16 protein-coding genes and 1 pseudogene are annotated in these 18,465 nt (G+C 71.6%); 9 read left to right on the forward strand and 8 right to left on the reverse strand.

What is annotated here, in order from left to right; all coding sequences use genetic code 11:
- Positions 1-42 precede the first annotated feature (42 nt).
- Complete coding sequence (locus tag AB0L91_RS00485) at positions 43-933, forward strand: RNA polymerase sigma-70 factor (protein ID WP_365006748.1); 891 nt, start codon at positions 43-45, stop codon at positions 931-933.
- Between the two features lie 15 nt (positions 934-948).
- Here the strand turns inward: AB0L91_RS00485 and AB0L91_RS00490 are convergent, their stop codons facing one another.
- Positions 949-2,475, reverse strand: a complete 1,527-nt coding sequence (locus tag AB0L91_RS00490; RefSeq protein ID WP_365011121.1) for an FAD-dependent monooxygenase — start codon at positions 2,473-2,475, stop codon at positions 949-951.
- Between the two features lie 166 nt (positions 2,476-2,641).
- On the reverse strand, positions 2,642-3,337 hold the full coding sequence (locus AB0L91_RS00495) for a MerR family transcriptional regulator (protein WP_365006749.1): 696 nt from the start codon (positions 3,335-3,337) through the stop codon (positions 2,642-2,644).
- 112 nt (positions 3,338-3,449) lie between these two features.
- On the opposite strand from AB0L91_RS00495, the gene AB0L91_RS00500 reads away from it, so the two are divergent.
- Both AB0L91_RS00500 and AB0L91_RS00505 read left to right on the forward strand, forming a co-directional pair.
- On the forward strand, positions 3,450-4,670 hold the full coding sequence (locus AB0L91_RS00500; RefSeq protein ID WP_365006750.1) for an erythromycin esterase family protein: 1,221 nt from the start codon (positions 3,450-3,452) through the stop codon (positions 4,668-4,670).
- A 37-nt stretch (positions 4,671-4,707) separates the two neighbouring features.
- Positions 4,708-5,331: an alpha-ketoglutarate-dependent dioxygenase AlkB gene (locus AB0L91_RS00505; RefSeq protein WP_365006751.1), complete on the forward strand. Its 624-nt coding sequence runs from the start codon at positions 4,708-4,710 to the stop codon at positions 5,329-5,331.
- A gap of 178 nt (positions 5,332-5,509) precedes the next feature.
- Here the strand turns inward: AB0L91_RS00505 and AB0L91_RS00510 are convergent, their stop codons facing one another.
- A complete protein-coding gene (locus AB0L91_RS00510) occupies positions 5,510-6,085 on the reverse strand; it encodes a TetR/AcrR family transcriptional regulator (RefSeq protein ID WP_365006752.1) in 576 nt (191 codons plus the stop codon).
- Positions 6,086-6,182: 97 nt separating this feature from the next.
- On the opposite strand from AB0L91_RS00510, the gene AB0L91_RS00515 reads away from it, so the two are divergent.
- From AB0L91_RS00515 to AB0L91_RS00525, 3 genes are all read left to right on the forward strand, one after another.
- On the forward strand, positions 6,183-7,148 hold the full coding sequence (locus tag AB0L91_RS00515; protein ID WP_365006753.1) for a zinc-binding dehydrogenase: 966 nt from the start codon (positions 6,183-6,185) through the stop codon (positions 7,146-7,148).
- A gap of 125 nt (positions 7,149-7,273) precedes the next feature.
- Positions 7,274-8,461, forward strand: a complete 1,188-nt coding sequence (locus tag AB0L91_RS00520) for a serpin family protein (protein WP_365006754.1) — start codon at positions 7,274-7,276, stop codon at positions 8,459-8,461.
- A 114-nt stretch (positions 8,462-8,575) separates the two neighbouring features.
- Positions 8,576-11,200, forward strand: coding sequence for an NERD domain-containing protein (locus AB0L91_RS00525; protein WP_365006755.1), 2,625 nt, complete (start codon positions 8,576-8,578; stop codon positions 11,198-11,200).
- 139 nt (positions 11,201-11,339) lie between these two features.
- Here AB0L91_RS00525 and AB0L91_RS00530 read toward each other — a convergent pair whose 3' ends face one another.
- The 5 genes from AB0L91_RS00530 to AB0L91_RS00550 all read right to left on the reverse strand — a co-directional run bounded on the left by AB0L91_RS00530 (position 11,340) and on the right by AB0L91_RS00550 (position 14,931).
- The gene (locus AB0L91_RS00530) at positions 11,340-12,257 is read right to left on the reverse strand and encodes a hypothetical protein (RefSeq protein ID WP_365006756.1); all 918 of its coding nucleotides are present in this window, start codon (positions 12,255-12,257) and stop codon (positions 11,340-11,342) included.
- Positions 12,258-12,416: 159 nt separating this feature from the next.
- The gene (locus AB0L91_RS00535; RefSeq protein ID WP_357345053.1) at positions 12,417-12,683 is read right to left on the reverse strand and encodes a YciI family protein; all 267 of its coding nucleotides are present in this window, start codon (positions 12,681-12,683) and stop codon (positions 12,417-12,419) included.
- A complete protein-coding gene (gene nusB, locus AB0L91_RS00540) occupies positions 12,680-13,195 on the reverse strand; it encodes a transcription antitermination factor NusB (RefSeq protein WP_355281420.1) in 516 nt (171 codons plus the stop codon). The genes AB0L91_RS00535 and nusB overlap by 4 nt, the downstream gene beginning before the upstream one ends.
- 2 nt (positions 13,196-13,197) lie before the next feature.
- Positions 13,198-13,761 carry an elongation factor P gene (efp, locus tag AB0L91_RS00545; protein ID WP_355281422.1) on the reverse strand — a complete coding sequence of 188 codons (564 nt, stop codon included), beginning with the start codon at positions 13,759-13,761 and terminating at the stop codon, positions 13,198-13,200.
- A gap of 48 nt (positions 13,762-13,809) precedes the next feature.
- A complete protein-coding gene (locus AB0L91_RS00550; RefSeq protein ID WP_365006757.1) occupies positions 13,810-14,931 on the reverse strand; it encodes an aminopeptidase P family protein in 1,122 nt (373 codons plus the stop codon).
- Between the two features lie 176 nt (positions 14,932-15,107).
- On the opposite strand from AB0L91_RS00550, the gene AB0L91_RS00555 reads away from it, so the two are divergent.
- From AB0L91_RS00555 to AB0L91_RS00565, 3 genes and pseudogenes are all read left to right on the forward strand, one after another.
- Positions 15,108-15,572 carry an A24 family peptidase gene (locus AB0L91_RS00555; protein WP_365006758.1) on the forward strand — a complete coding sequence of 155 codons (465 nt, stop codon included), beginning with the start codon at positions 15,108-15,110 and terminating at the stop codon, positions 15,570-15,572.
- Between the two features lie 188 nt (positions 15,573-15,760).
- On the forward strand, positions 15,761-16,969 hold the full coding sequence (gene aroC / locus AB0L91_RS00560; protein ID WP_365011123.1) for a chorismate synthase: 1,209 nt from the start codon (positions 15,761-15,763) through the stop codon (positions 16,967-16,969).
- Positions 16,970-17,646: 677 nt separating this feature from the next.
- Positions 17,647-18,153 (forward strand): annotated as a pseudogene (locus AB0L91_RS00565) (shikimate kinase); the annotation flags it as partial.
- Between the last annotated feature and the right edge of the window lie 312 nt (positions 18,154-18,465).

Below are 18,465 nucleotides of genomic sequence, written 5' to 3' on the forward strand. Positions count from 1 at the left end.
GCGTCTCATGGGGAAGACCGGCACCGAAAGACAGGACCACGCATGAGCGAGGGAACCGACGCCGCCACCGCGGCCTTCGTCACGCACCGCAACCTGCTCTTCACGGTCGCCTACGAGATCCTGGGCTCGGCCGCCGACGCCGAGGACGTGCTGCAGGAGACCTGGTTGCGCTGGGCCGACGTGGATCAGGCCGAGATCCGCGATCCGCGCGCGTATCTCGTCCGGGTCGCGACCCGGCAGGCGCTGACCCGGCTGCGCACCCTCGGCAGGCGCAAGGAGACCTATGTCGGGCCGTGGCTGCCCGAACCGCTGCTCACCGCACCGGATGTCGCCGAGGACGTGGAGCTGGCCGACAGCGTCTCGATGGCGATGATGCTGGTGCTCGAGACGCTCGCCCCGGTCGAACGGGCGGTGTTCGTCCTGCGCGAGGTCTTCGACCTGGCCTACGACGAGATCGCCGCCGCGGTGGACAAGAGCCCGGCCGCGGTGCGCCAGATCGCGCACCGGGCCAGGGCCCATGTCGCCGCGCGCAGGCCGCGCGGTCCGGTGTCCTCCGCGCAGAGCCGCGACGCGCTGGCGGCGTTCGCCCGCGCGGTCGAGACCGGTGACCTGCAGGGACTGCTCGATCTGCTCGCGCCGGAGGTGGTGCTGCTCGCCGACGGCGGCGGTGTGGTCAAGGCGGTCGTGCGCCCGATCGTCGGCGCCGACAAGGTCGCGCGGTTGATGGCGGGCGGCCTGCCCCGGTTCCCCGGTGCGGTGTCGACCGAGCCGACCCAGATCAACGGCGCGCCCGCCCTGATCGTGCGGCGCGACGGCACGGTCGACAGCGTCGTCACCGTCCGCCTCGACGACGGAGCGATCACCGGTGTGTACGTGGTGCGCAATCCCGAGAAGCTGTCGCGGATCGAGCGGGCGACCAGCGTCGCCCGCTGATCCGCGACGGCGTCGTCAGGGCGTGCCGACCCAGGTGTCGAGCGCGGCGCGCAGGGCGGGCGCCGCGGCGTCGGCGGATTCGTCGACGCCCGCGGCCCAGGCGACGTAGGCGTCGGGCCGCAGCAGCAGCGCGTCGGCGGGCCGGTCCGCGGTCTCGGCGGTGACGATCACGATCCGCGGTTCCCGTGCCAGGGCGAGCTCGCGCAGCTCCGCGCGATCGGCGAGGTCGAGCAGGACCGGCCGCGCGGCGTGCAGCAGTTCGGCGACGCTGGTCGGGCCCTGCTCGGTGCGCAGCGCGAGGTCGGGCGCGAACGCGCCGGCCAGCGGGTGCGGGTCGGCGCCGGGAACCGGATAGCGGACGTCACCGGCCGAGATCATGCCCGCCAGCTTGCGCAGCGCGGGCTCGTCGGCGAACAGCTCCTGGAACACCGCGCGCAGCGCGTCGGCGGCCTCGTCCTGGCCACGGCGCAGCGCGGCCTGGGCGCGGGTCTGCTGCAACGCCCGGCCCGCGGCGGCGTACCGCTCGTCGTGGTAGGTGTCGAGCAGACCGGGCGCGGCGGTGCCCTGGACGGTGGCGGCCAGCTTCCACGCCAGGTTGACCGAGTCGAGCATGCCGACATTGAGCGCCGTGCCGGTGGCGGGCAGCAGATGCGCGGCGTCGCCGGCGAGCAGGACCCGGCCGACCCGGTAGCGCTCGGCCCGGCGGGCCTGGAACTGGTAGCGCGACAACCGGACCGGTGCGCCCAGCGGCAGCTCGGCACCGAGGACCCGCTGGGCGCTGGCACCGAGTTCGGCCAGGGTCAGCGGGTCGTCGTTGTCGTATTCGGTGAACTCCTCCTCGGTGGTCTGGAAGAACATCACCCGCTCGTCGGCCCGCACCGGGCCGATCGCGAAGACACCGCGCTCGGTGCGGGTGAAGCCGGGCCGGATCGGCCCGAAGCCGGGCACGTCGATGCCGCCGTCGTCGAGCACGTCCACCGAGTCCGGCAGCGCGACCACACCGAGCCGGTTGACCTCGGGAAAGGTGTTGCCGGGGAACGGGATCGCGGCCAGTTCCCGGATCCGGCTGCGTCCGCCGTCGCACCCGACCACATATTGCGCGCGCACACGGTACGGCCCGTCCGGCCCGGTGACTTCGACGGTCACCGCGTCGTCGTCCTGCGCGAGCGCGATCACCTCGTGCCCGCGGCGGATCTGCGCGCCCAGTTCGACGGCCCGCTCGGCGAGCAGCTCTTCGACCCGCGCCTGCGGAATGCCCATCGCGTCCATCGGCCCGTCGGCCAGCGGACCGAAGTCGACGTGCATGCCGCCGAACGGGAAGATCGGGGCCGGGATCGGGCTGCCGACAGCGGTGAAGCGGTCGAGCAGGCCGCGATAGCGCAGCATGTCCAGGATCCGGCCGCCCAGGCCGCTGGCCTTGTGCGCGGTGCCCGGCTCCGCGCGTCGTTCGAGCACCACGGGGCGCACCCCGGCCAGGGACAGTTCCCCGGCCAGCATCAGCCCGGCAGGTCCGGCGCCGACCACGATCACGTCGGTCTTCATTTCACGCACTCGCGTCACTCCCATTTGTCGCCGGTCCGAATGTCGAGGTGAGATTGTGCAGGAGGACCGGGGTCTTGCCGCAAGCCCCCGGGTCGGCTATACCTTGAAAGGGGCGACGAGCGATTCGGCCTCGCCCGCTCCGGCTTTCGCCGACTCCCCGCCGCCGCTACGGCTCGTCGAGCAGGCGCAGATAGCCGTCGAGCTGGGCCGCACCAGCTAGCAGGTGCCTGCCGCGCGCGGTCAGCCGATCCTGCCAATCCTCGAGAAAGACGCGCAACGCCTCGGTTCCGCCCGCCGCGCGCAGGGACTCGACGAACTGCGCCACCTGGACCAGCCGATAGCCGCCGCGCCGGAGCTGGCGCGCGATCTCGGCATCGCGCACCGCCGCTGCTCCGTAGATTCGATAGCCCGTTCCCACGTCGCGTTCGGGACGCAGGATGCCCGCGTCTTCCCACGTGCGCAGCGTCGCCGGATGCACACCGATCCGGCGCGCGAGCTCACCGACGGTCAACGCGCGACCGGCGATCGGCGCGGGCTCGGCGGTCGACAGGCTCCCGAGGGCGGTGGCGACCTCGGTGCGGGTGGCGCGCTCGTCGAGCAGCGCGACATGGGCGACATCGAGGAGCCGGTACGCGGATTCGCGATCACCGCGATGGACGGCCCGCAGGATCGCGGCCGCCTGCTGATGCCCGTGCCCGCCGCGCAGGGCGAGGAAGGCCCGCAACGCCTGCGCGTGCCGGGGTGTATAGCGCCGGTATCCCGACGCGCTGCGCTCGGCCGCCGGGAGGATGCCCGCCTCGTCGTAATTGCGGATCGCCTGGGCGGACAAGCCGTGTTCCCGGGCCAGATCGATCGGCCGCAAGCTCTGCCTCCTTTGAGACTTTTCTCGACTATCACCAGGAAATATTCGCGAAAGTTTCACCCGAACCTTCAACGATACTGTCGAAGGCATGCCTTCCGACCAAGGAGTGTTCATGCCTACCGTCACCACCCCGCGCGACCTCGGCCGCGAGCTCGACGACGCGGCGAGCCTGGGCCGCGCCGTCGACGACCTGCTCGCCACCCGCGCCGAACCGCCGGTCCTGCTCGCCCTCGGCGAACCCACCCACGGGATCGCGGCATTTCCGTTGCTGCGCAACGAACTCCTGGCCCAGCTGGCCGAGCGGGGGTTCCGATCGATCGCGCTGGAATCCGATGTCTTCGCCGCCTCGATCGTCGACGACTACATCAATGGAGCGGCGACCGATCTCGAGACGGTCCTGGCGACCGGCTTCAGCCACCACTTCGGCGCCGTGCCCGGCAATCGCGAACTCGTCGAATGGCTGCGCGCGTACAACGCCGACCGCGCCCCCGCCGACCGCTTTCGCTTCCATGGCTTCGACGCGCCGACCGAGCAGACCGACGTGCCCAGCCCCCGAGTCGCTCTGACCACGGCCGGCGAGTATCTGCCCGAACCGCTGCGGCCGACGTCGATGCGCGAGCTCGAGGCGCTGCTCGGCGAGGATGCCGACTGGTCGAATCCGGCGGCCGTCTACGACCCGGCCGTCTCGATCGGCGATTCCGAGCGCGCCCGCGCGCTGCGCGTCGTCGCCGACGACATCGCGAGCGCGCTGCGTCGCGCGGCACCGTCGGTGCGGCCCGCCGACCCGGCCGGATACGACCTCGCCCTCGCCTACGCGCGCACCGCGCTCGGCCTGCTGCGCTACCACGCCGCCATGGCCACGCCCGGCCCCGATCGCATCGCGAACCTGCTCAGCGTCCGCGCGGAGATGATGGCCGACAACCTGCTCGCGATCGTCGCCGCCGAGCAGGGACGCGGACCGACCCTGGTCTTCGCGCACAACGTGCACCTGCAACGCGCCGGATCCACCCTCACCATGGGCGGCGAGGACGCGCACTGGTCCGGGGCGGGCGCGCTGGTCGCGCTCACCCTGGGTGAGCGCTACACGTTCGTGGCGACCGACGCGAACCCGGCCAGCGCACCGGGCACCCTCCAGTTCGAACTGGCCGCGGCCACCGCCCGCCGCGCACTGTTCTCCGCGCCCGCCCTGCGCGCCGCGCTCCCGGCGTCGATCCGCGCGGGCGAGCCGATCGTGCCCGGTCACCTCCCGTTCGAGCCGGACGGGCTCGCGGGCGCCGACGCGATCGTGTTCGTCGCCGACACCGACGGCACCCGACACGAATACTGGCACTGATCCGAACATACGTTCGAACCCGCGCTAGACTGTCGACATGTCGCTGCCCCTGCAAGGTTCACTGTTCGACGGTGAGGCGGTTGCGCTGGGTTCGATCGAGCCGATCCGGCGCACCCAGCTCGACGCGACGGCCTGGGTGGACGTCCTGCCCGGCTGGCTGAGCGGCGCGAGCGTGGTGTTCGACCGGCTCGCGGAGCGGGTGCCGTGGCACGCCGAGCGCCGACCCATGTACGACCGGGTCGTCGACGTGCCACGCCTCGTGTCGTTCTTCGGCGAGCACGACCCGCTCCCCGACCGGATCCTCGTCGCCGCCAGGGACGCGCTGAGCGAGCACTACGCCGCCGAACTCGGCGAACCCTTCCGCACCGCGGGGCTGTGCTTCTATCGCGACGGCCGCGACAGCGTGGCCTGGCACGGCGACACGATCGGGCGCGGCGCCACCCACGACACCATGGTCGCGATCGTCTCGGTCGGCGCACCACGCGCCCTGCTGCTGCGCCCACGCGGCGGCGGGGCCAGCGTGCGGTTCACCGCAGGACACGGTGACCTGCTGGTGATGGGCGGCGCCTGCCAGCGCGCCTGGGAGCACGCGGTACCCAAAACCACGCGCCCGGTCGGCCCACGCATCAGCATCCAGTTCCGCCCGCGCAACGTACGCTGACGATCCCGCCGGAACCCGTGCCCGACACGGAGTTCCACGACTCCGCGCAGACCGCCCCGGCCCGGCTACCGCACGATCCCGCGACACGCTCGATCGGGCATACCTCAGCGGTCCGGCTGACTGCCGAGCAGTTCACGCGGCCAGCCGCGGGCACCGTGACCGACTGCGCCGCAGCGGGTCACGGCACGGTCAGCACCGAGTGCACGAGTTCCCGCACGCCCGCGCGCAGCCGGTCGACCTCGCCCGCCCTGGCCATCTGCTGCGCGAGTTCCCCGCCGATGATCGACAGCAACAGCGCGCCCACCGTCTCGGCGTCGATCTCCGGGCGGACCTCGCGCAGCAATGCCGTGATGTGTTCGGCCCAGAAGGCATGGAATTCCGCGCTGCGCGAGTGCGGGGGCATGGCCTTGTAGGCGGCGATGAGTTCGACGTCAGCGGTGACCATCGTCGTCATCGCGTCGAAGAAGGCGAGTAGCCGGTCGGTCGCCGGCGCGCCGGGACCCAGCGGCGGCGGTCCGCCGGCCACCGCCGCCATCAGCTCGGCCGCCCCCTCGGCCACCAGCTCGTACAGCAGGCCGGCCCGGCTGCCGAAGCGATGGAAGATGGTCCCTTTGGCAACACCCGCGGCCGCGGCGACCCGATCCATGGTCACCCCCGCCGCACCGTGTTCGGCCAACAGTGCGGCGGTCGCCTCGAGGATCGCTCGACGGTTGCGCGCGGCGTCGGCGCGTTCGGTGGGGCGTTGGCCTGTCATCGCGTCGCTTCCTCGGCATCGGCCGATCCGTTGACAAGTTGACCGCCGGTCCATATCGTTCGAATATCTGGACCGGCAGTCAACTTATGGAGTTCTGATGCAGGCAATCGTAATGACCGAGACCGGCGCCCCCGAGGTGCTGGTGCCGCGCGCGGTCGACGCACCGCGACCGGGCGACGGGCAGGTCCTCGTCCGCGCCGAGGCGATCCCGGTGCTCTACCCGGAGACCAAGGTGCGGGCGGGCGAGTTTCCCGTCCCCGTCGCACTGCCCGCGGTGTTCGGGTTCCAGGCGGCGGGCACGGTGACCGAGCTCGGCGCCGGCGTGGACCCGGCGCTGCTCGGCACCCGGGTCGTCGCCGCCACCAGCGGCGTCGGCGCCTACGCCGAACTCGTGGTGGCCGAGGCGGATTCGGTGACCGTCATCCCCGACGGCCTGCGCACCGACCTCGCCGCCGCCACCCAGATGCCCGGCTCGGTCGCCTTGGCCCTGGTCGCGACCGCGGCGCTCGCGCCGGGCGAGACCGTCCTGGTCGAAGCGGCCGCCACCGGCGTCGGCAGCGCGCTCACCCAGCTGTGCGCGGCGCGCGGGGTGCGGGTGATCGCCACCGCGGGCGGCGCCGAGAAGGCCCGGCTGGCCCGCGAGCACGGCGCCGCCGAGGTCGTCGACCACACCGCGCCCGCCTGGGCCGATCAGCTCCGCGACCTGCTGGCAGGCGGCACCGTCGACGTCGTCTTCGACTCCATCGGCGGCGATTCCGTGACGCCGCTGCTCGACCTGATCACCCCGCGCACCGGCCGCGTCCTCAGCTACGGCTGGCTCGCGGGAGTCCCCACCCAGCTCACCGCCGTCGACCTGATCCTGCGCGGCCTCACCCTCACCGGCTGCGCGGGCCCCGCCTGGCTCGGCGAGGTGGCCCGCCGACGAGCGGACGCCCTCGACGCCGCCGCGCGGGGACAGCTGACCGTCGGCATCGACTCCGTCCTGCCGCTGACCGGAGCCGCCGACGCCCACCGCAAACTCGAGGAGCGGAGCGCTCTCGGCACGGTCCTGCTGCGGCCGTGATCCCGTCGGCCCGCGGCGATCAGCGACGGGCACCCACGGTTCGAGTCCACGGAATCGGCCTCGGGGGCGGGCGATGAGGAGGGAGCCGGAGCCGGAGATCGGGCACTGGCCGTAGGATTCGGGACATGGGGAGTCGATTGGCGTTGCCTGTCCGTTCGTCGAATGCGCTGACCGCGCGATGGACCGCGACCTTCGCCGACGATGACGCCGTGGTGTCGGGCGCGGGCGCGTGGGTACTGCTGGCGCTGCTGGCGGGGGCTGCCCAAGGGGCGGCTCGGGCGGAATTGGCGGCGGCGGTGGAGGTTTCGGCCGAGTCTGCGCATCGGGCCGGGCTGGAGTTGCTGCACGCGCTCGACTCCTCGGCCGACGTGGCGCTGGCGACCGGCGCCTGGGTGCGGCCGGGGATCGCGCTGCGGGACGAGTGGGTCCGCAGCATGCCCGAGGGCTCGGCGGGAACCCTGGTGGATCAGGCCGCGCTCGATGCCTGGGCGAGCGAGCGCACCGGCGGATTGATCGAGACGTTCCCGGTCACCGTCGACGCCTCGACGGTGTTCGCGCTGGCCACCGCGCTGGTCGCCCGGACCCGCTGGGTGACGCCGTTTCAGCTGATCCGCTGGACACCGGAATCCGGACCGTGGCAGGGACATCAGGGACCGGGGTTGTACCGCACCGGGCACGCCGACGGCAGCGTCTCGGTCCTCGGCACCGACGTGACCAGGGTGATCGTCACCGGCACCGGTGATCTCGACGTGCACCTGCTGATCGGTGCCGACGGGCCACGGCAGGCGCTGGCCGCCGGGCTGGCCGCGCTCGACGGCGCGATACCCGATGCGGTCGCGCCCACCCCCGACACGACAGCCCCGTGCCTGACGGTGCTGCGGCGCAAGATCTTCGGCGCGGCCGGTGACCGTGTCCAGGTGCAGCTCCCGCCGTTCGAGGTTCGCGGCGCGCACGACCTCACCCGCCATGCCGCCCTGTTCGGCCTCGGCGCCGCGGGCAACGCGGAGTCCGGGCACTTCCCCGGGATCTCCGACACTCCGCTGGCGGTGAGCGCCGCCGGGCAGCACGTGATGGCCCGATTCGACGCCGAGGGGTTCGAGGCCGCCGCTGTCACCGCCGTCGCGATGCGCTTGGGCAGCGTCCCCCAGGAGCAGTGGTCGACGATCACCTCCGTACGCATCGACCGGCCGTTCGGCTTCCTGGCCGTACACCGGCCCACGGGAACGGCCGTTGTCGCAGGTCAGGTGACCCGCCCGCCACTGGAATGGGCGACCTCGTCCCCGTCCCGCCACACCCCGGGCGGCGCCCGGTGAGAGCGGTAATCGTCATTGCCGATTCTGTTGCTCGACAACAGGATTCGGTTTCGATGTCGCGGACGGAGGTCGTATCCTGGTAGGGGTCCGCAATCGGTTGCTCAGGGGGTCGTGGTGATCGTCGTTGTCGCGGACGAAACCGAACTCGAAGGCGCAGAAGAGGTCGTCGCGGCGGCGATCCGGGAATGGGCCGCGTCCGAGGTAGGGGGCGTGGCGATCTTCCGCTGCCATGTGCCGGAGAGCCGGGGCGGATCGGTCGAGGTCGACGCGCTGGTGTGTACGCCGCAGGGAGCCACCGTGGTGGAGGTGAAGGGGTTCACCGCGCGCCAGGACGGTGTGCTCGCCACCCCGCCCAACGGCCCCTGGACGGTCGACGGCGCGGAGGCCGCGCTCTATCACGCAGTGCGGGTGCCCAATCCGTTCGTCCAGGTGCGCAGGCAGGTCTTCGCCGCCAAGAACCTGCTGCAGCAGTCCGGGATCTTCGGCTGGGTGAACGCCGTGGTCGCGCTGGTCCCCCAGCCCGGCGCGCAGATCACCCTCGAGGAGGCCCGCATCGCCGACGGGTACCGGGCGGTGCTGGTCGAACGCGACGATTCCTCGTCTCTGCGCGACTACTTCCACGCCGAGACCGGGCGCACGGTCCGGCTCAATGTCAACGATGTGCGCCGCGTCTTCGCGGCCCTGAATCTCAGCCACCTGCTGCCGTCCCGGGTCGCGTTGGCCGACCAGGGTTTTCCGGCGCGGCTGGAACCGTCGACCTCGACCAGGGCCGCACCGGCCGCCGCCGGACTCGGGCAGGCCGAGGAGGGCGAGACCGCCCCCGGCCGTGGCGCCTCCCGGGTGGGCACCCGAGTGGCGCAGGCGAGCACACCCGGGTTCCTCGCCGCGATCGATCGGCTCACGCATCGGTCACGGACCTCCGCCGACACCGAGGAATCAGGTCCGGCGGCGCGGGAATCCGCCGACCAGGCGCCGAGCACCGTCTCCGCGACCTCGGACGACACTGCGGGGCACAGCGAGGAGTCGAACGGTGCTGTCGCGCCGTTGGCGGGATTGGTGAGTATGGCTGCCACAGAAGACGACTCGCAGACTGCGTTGACGCCGAGAACCGAGGTCTCGGCGGAGCTTCCCGACGACACCGCGGGTGAGCCCGAGCAGGCCGCGGAGTCAGCCGCGTCCCCCGGAGCCGATCTCGCCGAGCACGCGGCAGATGCCACCCCTGCCCCCGACACGGAACCCGTGCGAGCGACACCGTCCGCACCCGGCTCCGGTACCGAGACCGCACCTCCGGACGCTGTCGAGAACACGGAGGAGCGGCACCCTGTGGCGGCTGAGCCGACGCGGTCGCCTGCCCACGAGACCGGAGCGGCCGACCCCACACCGGATGACATCGACGCCCACGATCCGGAAAACCCCCTGACACCAGTGGCTTCCCCCACCGTCGGCACGCTGCCCGAGCGTACCGACGCCACCACGGAGGAGCCCACCGACGACGAGGTCGTGACCGAAGTCCACGGACCGGACGGCTCCGCGGACCAACCGGACACCGGGGTCGAGGTTTCCGGCAGCGCGGAAGACGGATCTGCTCCGTCACCCGACGAAACGGCCATTGCCCCTGCGGAGCCGGACGAATCCGTCACCGGTACGGACGTCACCGCAGCGACACCCGTCTCCGGCGAGGATGCGGGAGAGGCTGTGTCGCTGGTGAAGTCGACCGATGACCGGTCCGCCGAGTCTCCCCTGGATTCGCCGAGTGTCGCCGCGAGCAACTTCGCCGCACCGGGCGATGACTCGGACGCCGAGGTCCCGCACGAAGTCGAGCCGACAATGGCCGATGACGATGACTGGCCCGAGGACGAGGGTCCGGACGATCCGGCATACCTGGCACCCGGATACGCCGCCGCTGCCGGTACCGCCGCCACCGCCTGGTCGGCGTCATCGGGCAGCCCCGATTCCGCCCACCACGGCGGCGCCGAGCGATTCGACGACACCGACCACTGGAGCGACTGGGTCGATCAGGATCGGACCCCGGCCCGCCCGGCCGCCACGAACCGGTCGCAGGAGCGGGTCTCGAGCAGGTCCGGCGGGCCGTCGCTGCTCGAGCGGTGGCGCAACACGCCGGTGCGCGAGCGTCGCCCGCGCGAGCGACGCAGGCTGCGGATCGGGCCCGGCATCGGACTGCTGTTGTTCATCGCCCTGTTCGGGGCGGGCTTCTTCGCCATCACCGCCGTGCAGGCGAGCCGGTTCGAGATGGCGGACTACGACCGGATGTGCGACGACCGCAAGCCGTTCCCGAACGCCGCGGAGTACCAGCGCGACGGCGCGCGGCCGACCTATCTGTCAGGCGACCTGGCCACCATGGTCGCGACGAACAGCTCGCCCGCCTGGCATCCGACCGACCCGGCCACGGTCCAGCTCATCGCCTGCATGCGCCAGACCAGCCTGGGCGACCTGGTCCAGACCTGCCAACTCCCCGCGGCGCCGGGCTCCCCCATCGGCCGCACGGTCAATCTGTTCCGGGCGACCTACGAGATCACCGTCTACGAACTGCGCACCGGGCGGGAGGCCGGACGCGCGATCATGGTCGGCGAACGCTACTCGGCCGACCCCGCCAACACCGACCCCGATCGGTGCCGCGCTGTCGCCGACGCCCCCGATGTCCTCGGCCGCAGACTGGGCCAGCCCTCGACCGCGCAGGTCACCGGGTTTCTCGCGCCCCTGGTGCACGCCGACCGCTGAACCGGCTTGACCTCGAGCGCACTCGAGGTAGCAAGATCACCGATGTGCCCCGCGCACACCCGACACCGCGCCACCCAGCGTCGGTCGCGCCTCCGCCGGTTTCCCGTACACCCACCGGCGGAGGCCGTCGGGATCCGGCTCAGGCCACCGCCGCCTGCGTCGCGGGCTGGTCGCTGTCGGATTCCTGTGCCCTGGTCAGCTTGGCCTGCGCGCGCCGCAGATCCTCGGCGATGATCTGCAGGGCGGGCGGCGCGGCGAGCCCACGCGCGCGGATCAGGTCACCCACGGTGACGAGCCGGCTCAGCGACGCCGCGACATAGCCCTGCAGGACGGCGATGCGGTCGGCGGGCACCGACTGGATCGACTTGCTCACCAGCGATTCCAAGTCGCGTTGCGCTTTGAGGGTGTCGGAGGTGAGCACCGCGAACAGCCCCCACAGATCGTCGATCGGTTCGCCGGCGACCTGCGCGCGCAGCGCCTCGTAGGTCTCGTTGCGCCGCGCCGAGGCCTCCCTGACATCGCGCAGCGCGTCGGTGAGGTGCGACCTGGTCGCCTCCGGAATGCGGTACACCTGCGTGGTTTCGGTGGTACCGATCCGGTCGGCGACCCGGTTGACGATGGCGAGCGCGTCGTCGAGGTCGGTCAGCGCCACCCGCAGCAGCGGCGCCGTCGCGTGGAAGCGCGGCTCCATCGCCTGCAGATCGTAGAACTCGTTGATCCGCTTGCTCGCCACCGCGATATCGCGGCTGAGCAGCGCGACGTTCTCGTGCAACCCCATCGCGTGCAGCCGCTGATCGACCGCGGAATCCAGGGCGGCCAGCACATTCGGATCCCGCGGTTCGTGGATGTGGTGCACCGCCGAGGCGATCCCCGACCGGGAGAACGCCTTGGTGAAGAAGATCGTACTGATCGACAGCGAGAGGCCGAGCACGAAATCCGGCTGCACCTTGAAGATCTCGCGCACACTGCCCCGCGCCATGATCAGGATCGCGAAGACGACCGCCAGACCGAGTGCGGCCCAGAGCAATTGCGCCCGGGTCATGTGCCAGCTGCTCAACGATGGATGCTCACTCACGGTCTCCCCCAGCCCGCCGATCCGACGGCGTTCGATGCTGGTTGCATTCTCCTGCACGCCATCGTGATCCGCATCGGAAGTGGCCCGGAAACGGCGACAGCCGCGCATCCCGGCAGGATGCGCGGCTGTCGCCGGAAGGTCTCACGCCGAGACGGCGATCTCCCATTCGTAGATCGTCAGTTCCGACGCTCCGGTGGTGTGCACCGGATCGGCGTGCGCGATAGCCGTTGCGGCGTCCAGGCTTTCGGCCAGGACGACGTAGGCGCCGCCGGTGCCGTCGGTGAACCGGCCACTCTCCTGCAGCTGCCCCTTGGCAAGCAGTTCCTGCAGGAACGCGCGGTGCGGTTCGACCACGGACTGGTCGAACGCGGGGGTGCGCATGACCATGACGAGGTACTTGTTCGTCACGACCGGTCCTCCGGCGCGGGACGCGCGGCCCTGGTGGCGGCCGCGGCGGCGCGCACCTGCGGCGCGACCTGCACGACCTGCCCCAGCACACCGTTCACGAACGACGGCGAGTCGTCGGTGGACAGCTCCTTGGCCAGCTCGACGGCCTCGTCGACCGCGACCACCGGGGGGACGTCGGTGGCGTGGAACAGCTCCCACACCGCGATGCGCAGGATCGCCCGGTCGACGGCGGGCAGGCGCGACAGCGTCCAGTCCTGCAGGTAGCCCTCGATGGTGCCGTCGACCCGGTCCAGGTCGTCGGCGACGCCTTCGACCAGGACCGAGGTGTAGGCGTGCACGGGAGCCACGCTCTGGTCACGAGTCGCCAGGTCGGCGCGTTCGGAGAGCAGGTCGGAGACGTCGACGTCGCGCGCCTCCGCTTCGAACAGCAGGTCCACGGCCCGGCGGCGCGCCTTGTGGCGTGCGCCGAGCTTCTTGAACGAGCCCTTTTTGTCTGCCGGGGAGTCCGTCACGATCAGGCGTTGACGCGGCCGAGGTAGTTGCCGTCGCGCGAGTCGATCTTCAACTTGTCGCCGGTGTTGATGAACAGCGGGACCTGCACCTCGGCGCCGGTTTCCAGGGTGGCGGGCTTGGTGCCACCGGTGGAGCGGTCACCCTGCAGGCCGATGTCGGTGTGCTGCACGACCAGCTCGATGGTGACGGGGAGCTCGACGAACAGCGGCGCGTCCTCGTGCACGGCCACCTGCACGCCCATGTTCTCCAGCAGGAAGCGCGCACCCTGACCGATGGTGGCCTCCGGGATGGAGATCTGGTCGTAGGTGTCACCGTCCATGAAGATGTAATCGGTGCCGTCGTGGTACAGGTAGGTCATGTCGCGACGGTCGACGGTCGCGGTCTCGACCTTGACGCCCGCGTTGAAGGTCTTGTCGACGACCTTGCCGGACACGACGTTCTTCAGCTTGGTCCGCACGAAAGCGGGGCCCTTACCCGGCTTGACGTGCTGGAACTCGACGATCTGCTGGAGCTGACCGTCGATTTTCAGCACAAGGCCGTTCTTGAAGTCGCTGGTGTCCGCCACTGTCCTCGGATCTCCTCGTTCGTTTACTGCGGTCTCTGGGGACCGGCGTCACTCGACGACGGTCAGGTCCTTGCTGGTGAGGGTGAGCAGGTCCGGGCCCGCCTCGCGTACCACGAGCGTGTCCTCGATCCGGACCCCGCCGCGGCCGGGAAGATACACACCAGGTTCGACGGTCACCGCCACGCCAGCAAGTAGTGTACCGGTACTCGTTTTCGCCACTCCGGGCGCTTCGTGGATCTGCAACCCGACCCCGTGCCCGAGGCCGTGCACGAACTGCGGACCGTAGCCCGCCTCCTCGATGACGACCCGGGCGGCGGCGTCGACCTCGGCGGTCCCCGCGCCCGGTTTCAGCGCCTCGCGCCCGGCTCGCTGGGACCGGGCCACCAGTTCGTAGATCTCGCGCTGCCAGTCCTCGGGCCTGCCGAGGACGAGGGTGCGGGTCATGTCGGAGTGGTAGCCGTCGACGACCGCGCCGAAGTCGAGTTTGACGAAGTCGCCGGTGGCCAGGACCGCGCCGGTCGGGCGGTGATGCGGCACGGCGGAGTTCACGCCGGTGGCGACGATCGTCTCGAACGAGATCGCTTCGGCGCCGTGCTCGAACATCGCCCACTCCAGGTCGCGGGCGACCTGGCGTTCGGTGCGGCCCGGCCGGATCAGGCCGCGGTCGAGCAGGTCGGCCAGACCCGCGTCGGCGGCCGCGCAGGCCGCGCGCAGCTGGGCGATCTCGTAGTCGTCTTTGACCATGCGCAGCTGCTCGACCAGCCCGTTGGTCGGTACCAGCTGCAGTCCGGTGCGCAATGACTGGAACGAGGTGTGCTCGGCGACGGTGACCACGTGGCTCTCGAAGCCGATCCGGCCCAGCTGCCATTCGCCGGCCAGCTCGATGATCCGCCGCGCGGTGGCCCGGGAGATCTCGGCGCTCAGATCGGGGACCTGCACGGCCACCTGCGCGGAATAGCGGCCGTCGGTGCCGATGACGGTGCGGTCCTCGGCACCGCGCATATCCCAGGAGTGCACCAGGAGCACGGCATTGGAGCCGGTGAACCCGGTCAGGTAGCGGATATTGACCAGATCGGTGACCAGCAGCGCGTCGACGCCGTTCTCCACCAGCAGGCTCCGCAGAGCACCACGCCGTGCCGCGTGATCGGGACGCGGGGTATCAGCACACATGGGTCAACGCTACCGCTCGACGACCGACACGTCGGCACCGAACTCGGCACTTTTCCCGGCGTCGGCGCGTCCACCGCGCGCCCGACTGGACACCTCGTTGTCCACATCGCGCGGAGTTGTCCACATTCGCCGATCGGGCCTCGCCGGGGCGCGCGCCGCCGCGCACGATCGAACGCATGACCACTGCCGCGTTCTGCCTGCTCATCGCCTGGTGCTTGCTGCTGGGTGTCCTCGATATCCATGCCCGCCGGCTCCCCAACGCCCTCACCGGCGTCGGCGCGGCGGCGGTGTTCCTCTACGCGGGGTACACCGGGAACCTGGCGACGGCGCTCATCGGGGCCGCGTTGCTGACCATGCCGTACCTGGTGATCCATCTGCTCTCCCCGGCCGCGCTCGGCGCCGGTGACGTGAAGCTGGCGGTGGGTCTCGGGGCCGCCGCCGCGCTCGCGGGACCGCCCGCGTGGGTGTGGGCGGCGATCGCCGCGCCCGCGCTCACGGCGGCGATCGCGGTGGGCATGCTCGGTGGGCACCGGCTGCGCGCGGCACTGGGTCACGGCACGGGCGGGTCCCGGTCGCGGCGACCGGTGCCGCACGGTCCGGCCATGTGCCTGGCCACCGTCACCGCGATGGCGCTGGCATGACCGGCAGCGCGACGCGCCGGGCCGATCACACACCTGGCGCCGGTACCCCGATACCGGTCGGGACCGGGTCGGTGCAGCACGATCGGGGCGGTGGCCGCCACCGCGCGGCCCGGCGCGGCGGCGACGTGCCGCTCATCACGTCGGCCCACGTGCCCGACCACGCGCGGCGACATGGGAAGATGGTCGGCGTGTTGCGCTGGATAACTGCCGGAGAATCCCATGGTCCCGCTCTCGTCGCCCTCCTGGAAGGGATGGTCGCCGGAGTCGAGGTGACAACGGACGACGTCTCCGCACAGCTCGCGCGCCGTCGGCTCGGTTACGGGCGCGGCGCCCGGATGAAGTTCGAGGCCGACAAGGTCACCCTGGTCGGCGGCGTGCGCCACGGCCGGACCATGGGTGGTCCGGTCGCGATCGAGGTCGCCAATTCCGAGTGGCCCAAGTGGACCGAGGTGATGTCGGCCGACCCGGTCGACGAGGAGGCGCTCGCCGGGATGGCGCGCAACGCGCCGCTGACCCGTCCGCGGCCCGGTCACGCCGACTACTCCGGCATGCTCAAGTACAACTTCGAGGACGCCCGCCCGGTGCTCGAGCGGGCCAGCGCCCGCGAGACCGCGGCCCGCGTCGCGGCGGGCACGGTCGCCCGCAACTTCCTGCGTCAGGCCTTCGGTGTCGAGGTCATCTCGCACGTGGTGTCGATCGGCACCGCGGCCAACACCACCGGTGTCACCCCCGGTGCGCACGATCTCGACGCCATCGACGCCAGCCCGGTCCGCGCGTTCGACGCCGACGCCGAGGCGGCGATGATCGCCGAGATCGAGGCGGCCAAGAAGGACGGCGACACCCTCGGCGGCGTCGTCGAGGTGATCGTCGACGGTCTGCCGATCGGGCTCGGCTCGTTCATCAGCGGCGAGCAGCGGCTGGACTCGCGGCTGGCCGCCGCCCTCATGGGCATCCAGGCCATCAAGGGTGTCGAGGTGGGCGACGGTTTCGAGACCGCGCGCAGGCGCGGCAGCCAGGCCCACGACGAGATGCGTCCCGGCCCCGACGGTGTGCTGCGCTCGACCAACCGTGCGGGCGGTCTCGAAGGCGGCATGACCAACGGCGAGGCGCTGCGGGTGCGCGCCGCGATGAAGCCGATCTCGACCGTGCCGCGTGCGCTGTCGACCGTCGACATGTCCACCGGCGAGGAAGCCGTCGCCATCCACCAGCGCTCGGATGTGTGCGCGGTGCCCGCGGCCGCCGTGGTCGCGGAGTCGATGGTCGCGCTCGTGCTGGCGCAGGCGGCGCTGGAGAAGTTCGGCGGCGACTCGCTGACCGAGACCCTCGACAACATCACCAGCTACATCAAGCGGATCGGCAACCGCCCGCACGTGCCCGCGGACAGCCGCACGCCGTGACCGGGCAGGGACAGGAGGGGGCCGCGGAGGACAACGACGCGGGTCCCCCATCGACTGTCGGCACGAACGATCGCGCCGACCGAGTAGTCAGCCCCGTCAACGCGACCGGCACCGCTGACACCGCTGGCGCGACCGACGCGACTAGCGCAGCTGGCACTGCTGGCGCGACCAACACTGCCGACACGACTGGCGCTGCTGGCACTGCTGACGCGACCAACACTACTGACACGACCGGCCCCGCTGGCACGACTGGCGCTGCCGACGCGACTGGCGCTGCCGATGCTGCCGACGCGACTGGCGCTGCCGACACGACTGGCGCTGCTGGCGCTGCTGGCGAGACCAGTACCAGCGCCGCCAATCCGAACGGTGACGCCGACACAACCAGCGACCCCGAGGCGTCCCGAACCGCTGAAGCGACCGCTGACGCCGAGCCGGCCGGGACCCCTGGCGTACCCGGTGACGCCGGGCCGACCGAGACCACTGACGTACCCGGTGACGTCGAGCCGGCCGAAACCACTGACGAACTCGGTGACGTCGAGCCGACCGAAACCACTGACGAACTCGGTGACGTCGAGCCGACCGAGACCGCTGGCGCACCCGCTGGCGCCGAGTCGGCTGGGACCACTGGCGAAGCGACCGGGACCGCCGAGCAGACCGGCGCTGCCGATATCGAGGCGGTGGCTGAACCTCGCGCGCGTGTGGTGCTGGTCGGGCCGCCGGGGTCGGGGAAGTCGACGATCGGGCGCAAGCTCGCGCGGGAGCTCGGGGTCGAGCTGTACGACACCGATGCCGGGATCGAGGCCGACACCGGGCGCGGGATTCCGGAGATCTTCGCGACCGACGGCGAGCCGGAGTTCCGCCGGATCGAGGAACTGGTGGTGCGCCGGGCGGTGCTCGAGCACGATGGCGTCGTCTCCCTCGGTGGCGGGTCGGTGCTGTCGGCGCGGACTCGCGAGGTGTTGCGTTCCGCGACCGTGGTCTACCTGGAAATCAGTGTGGCCGAAGGACTTCGGCGTACCGGCTCCAGCAATGCGCGACCGCTGCTCAACGGTACCGATCCCGGTGCCAAGTACCGGGAGCTGATGCGGATCCGGCGCCCGCTCTACCGCGAGGTCGCCACGGTGCGCGTGCGGACCGACGGGCGCAGCCCCGGCCGGGTGGTGCGGATGATCCTCACCAAACTCGGCCTGGAATCGGTGCGCACCGATCTCGACGCCGAGCGAGCCACGGGCGGATCCGGTACCGCCGCTTCGGGTTCGGCCACCAGCAGGCCCGGGATCGGCAGCAACCGGTCCAGGGCGCGACGCCGCGCCAGGGCACGCGCCGCGGCCGCGCGCCGGGCGACCGAGCAGGCCACGATCGACCGGACCGGTTCGGCGGCAACGCGATCCGGCTCCGAGCAGGCACCCGGTGGTGACGCGGGCACGCCGCAAGGCGAGGCGCGCACGACCGGCGCCCGCCGGTCCCGGCGCACCAGGTCCCGGCGCGGCGGGGTT

It is taken from the genome of Nocardia sp. NPDC051833, assembly GCF_040681225.1.
GTDB lineage: Bacteria > Actinomycetota > Actinomycetes > Mycobacteriales > Mycobacteriaceae > Nocardia.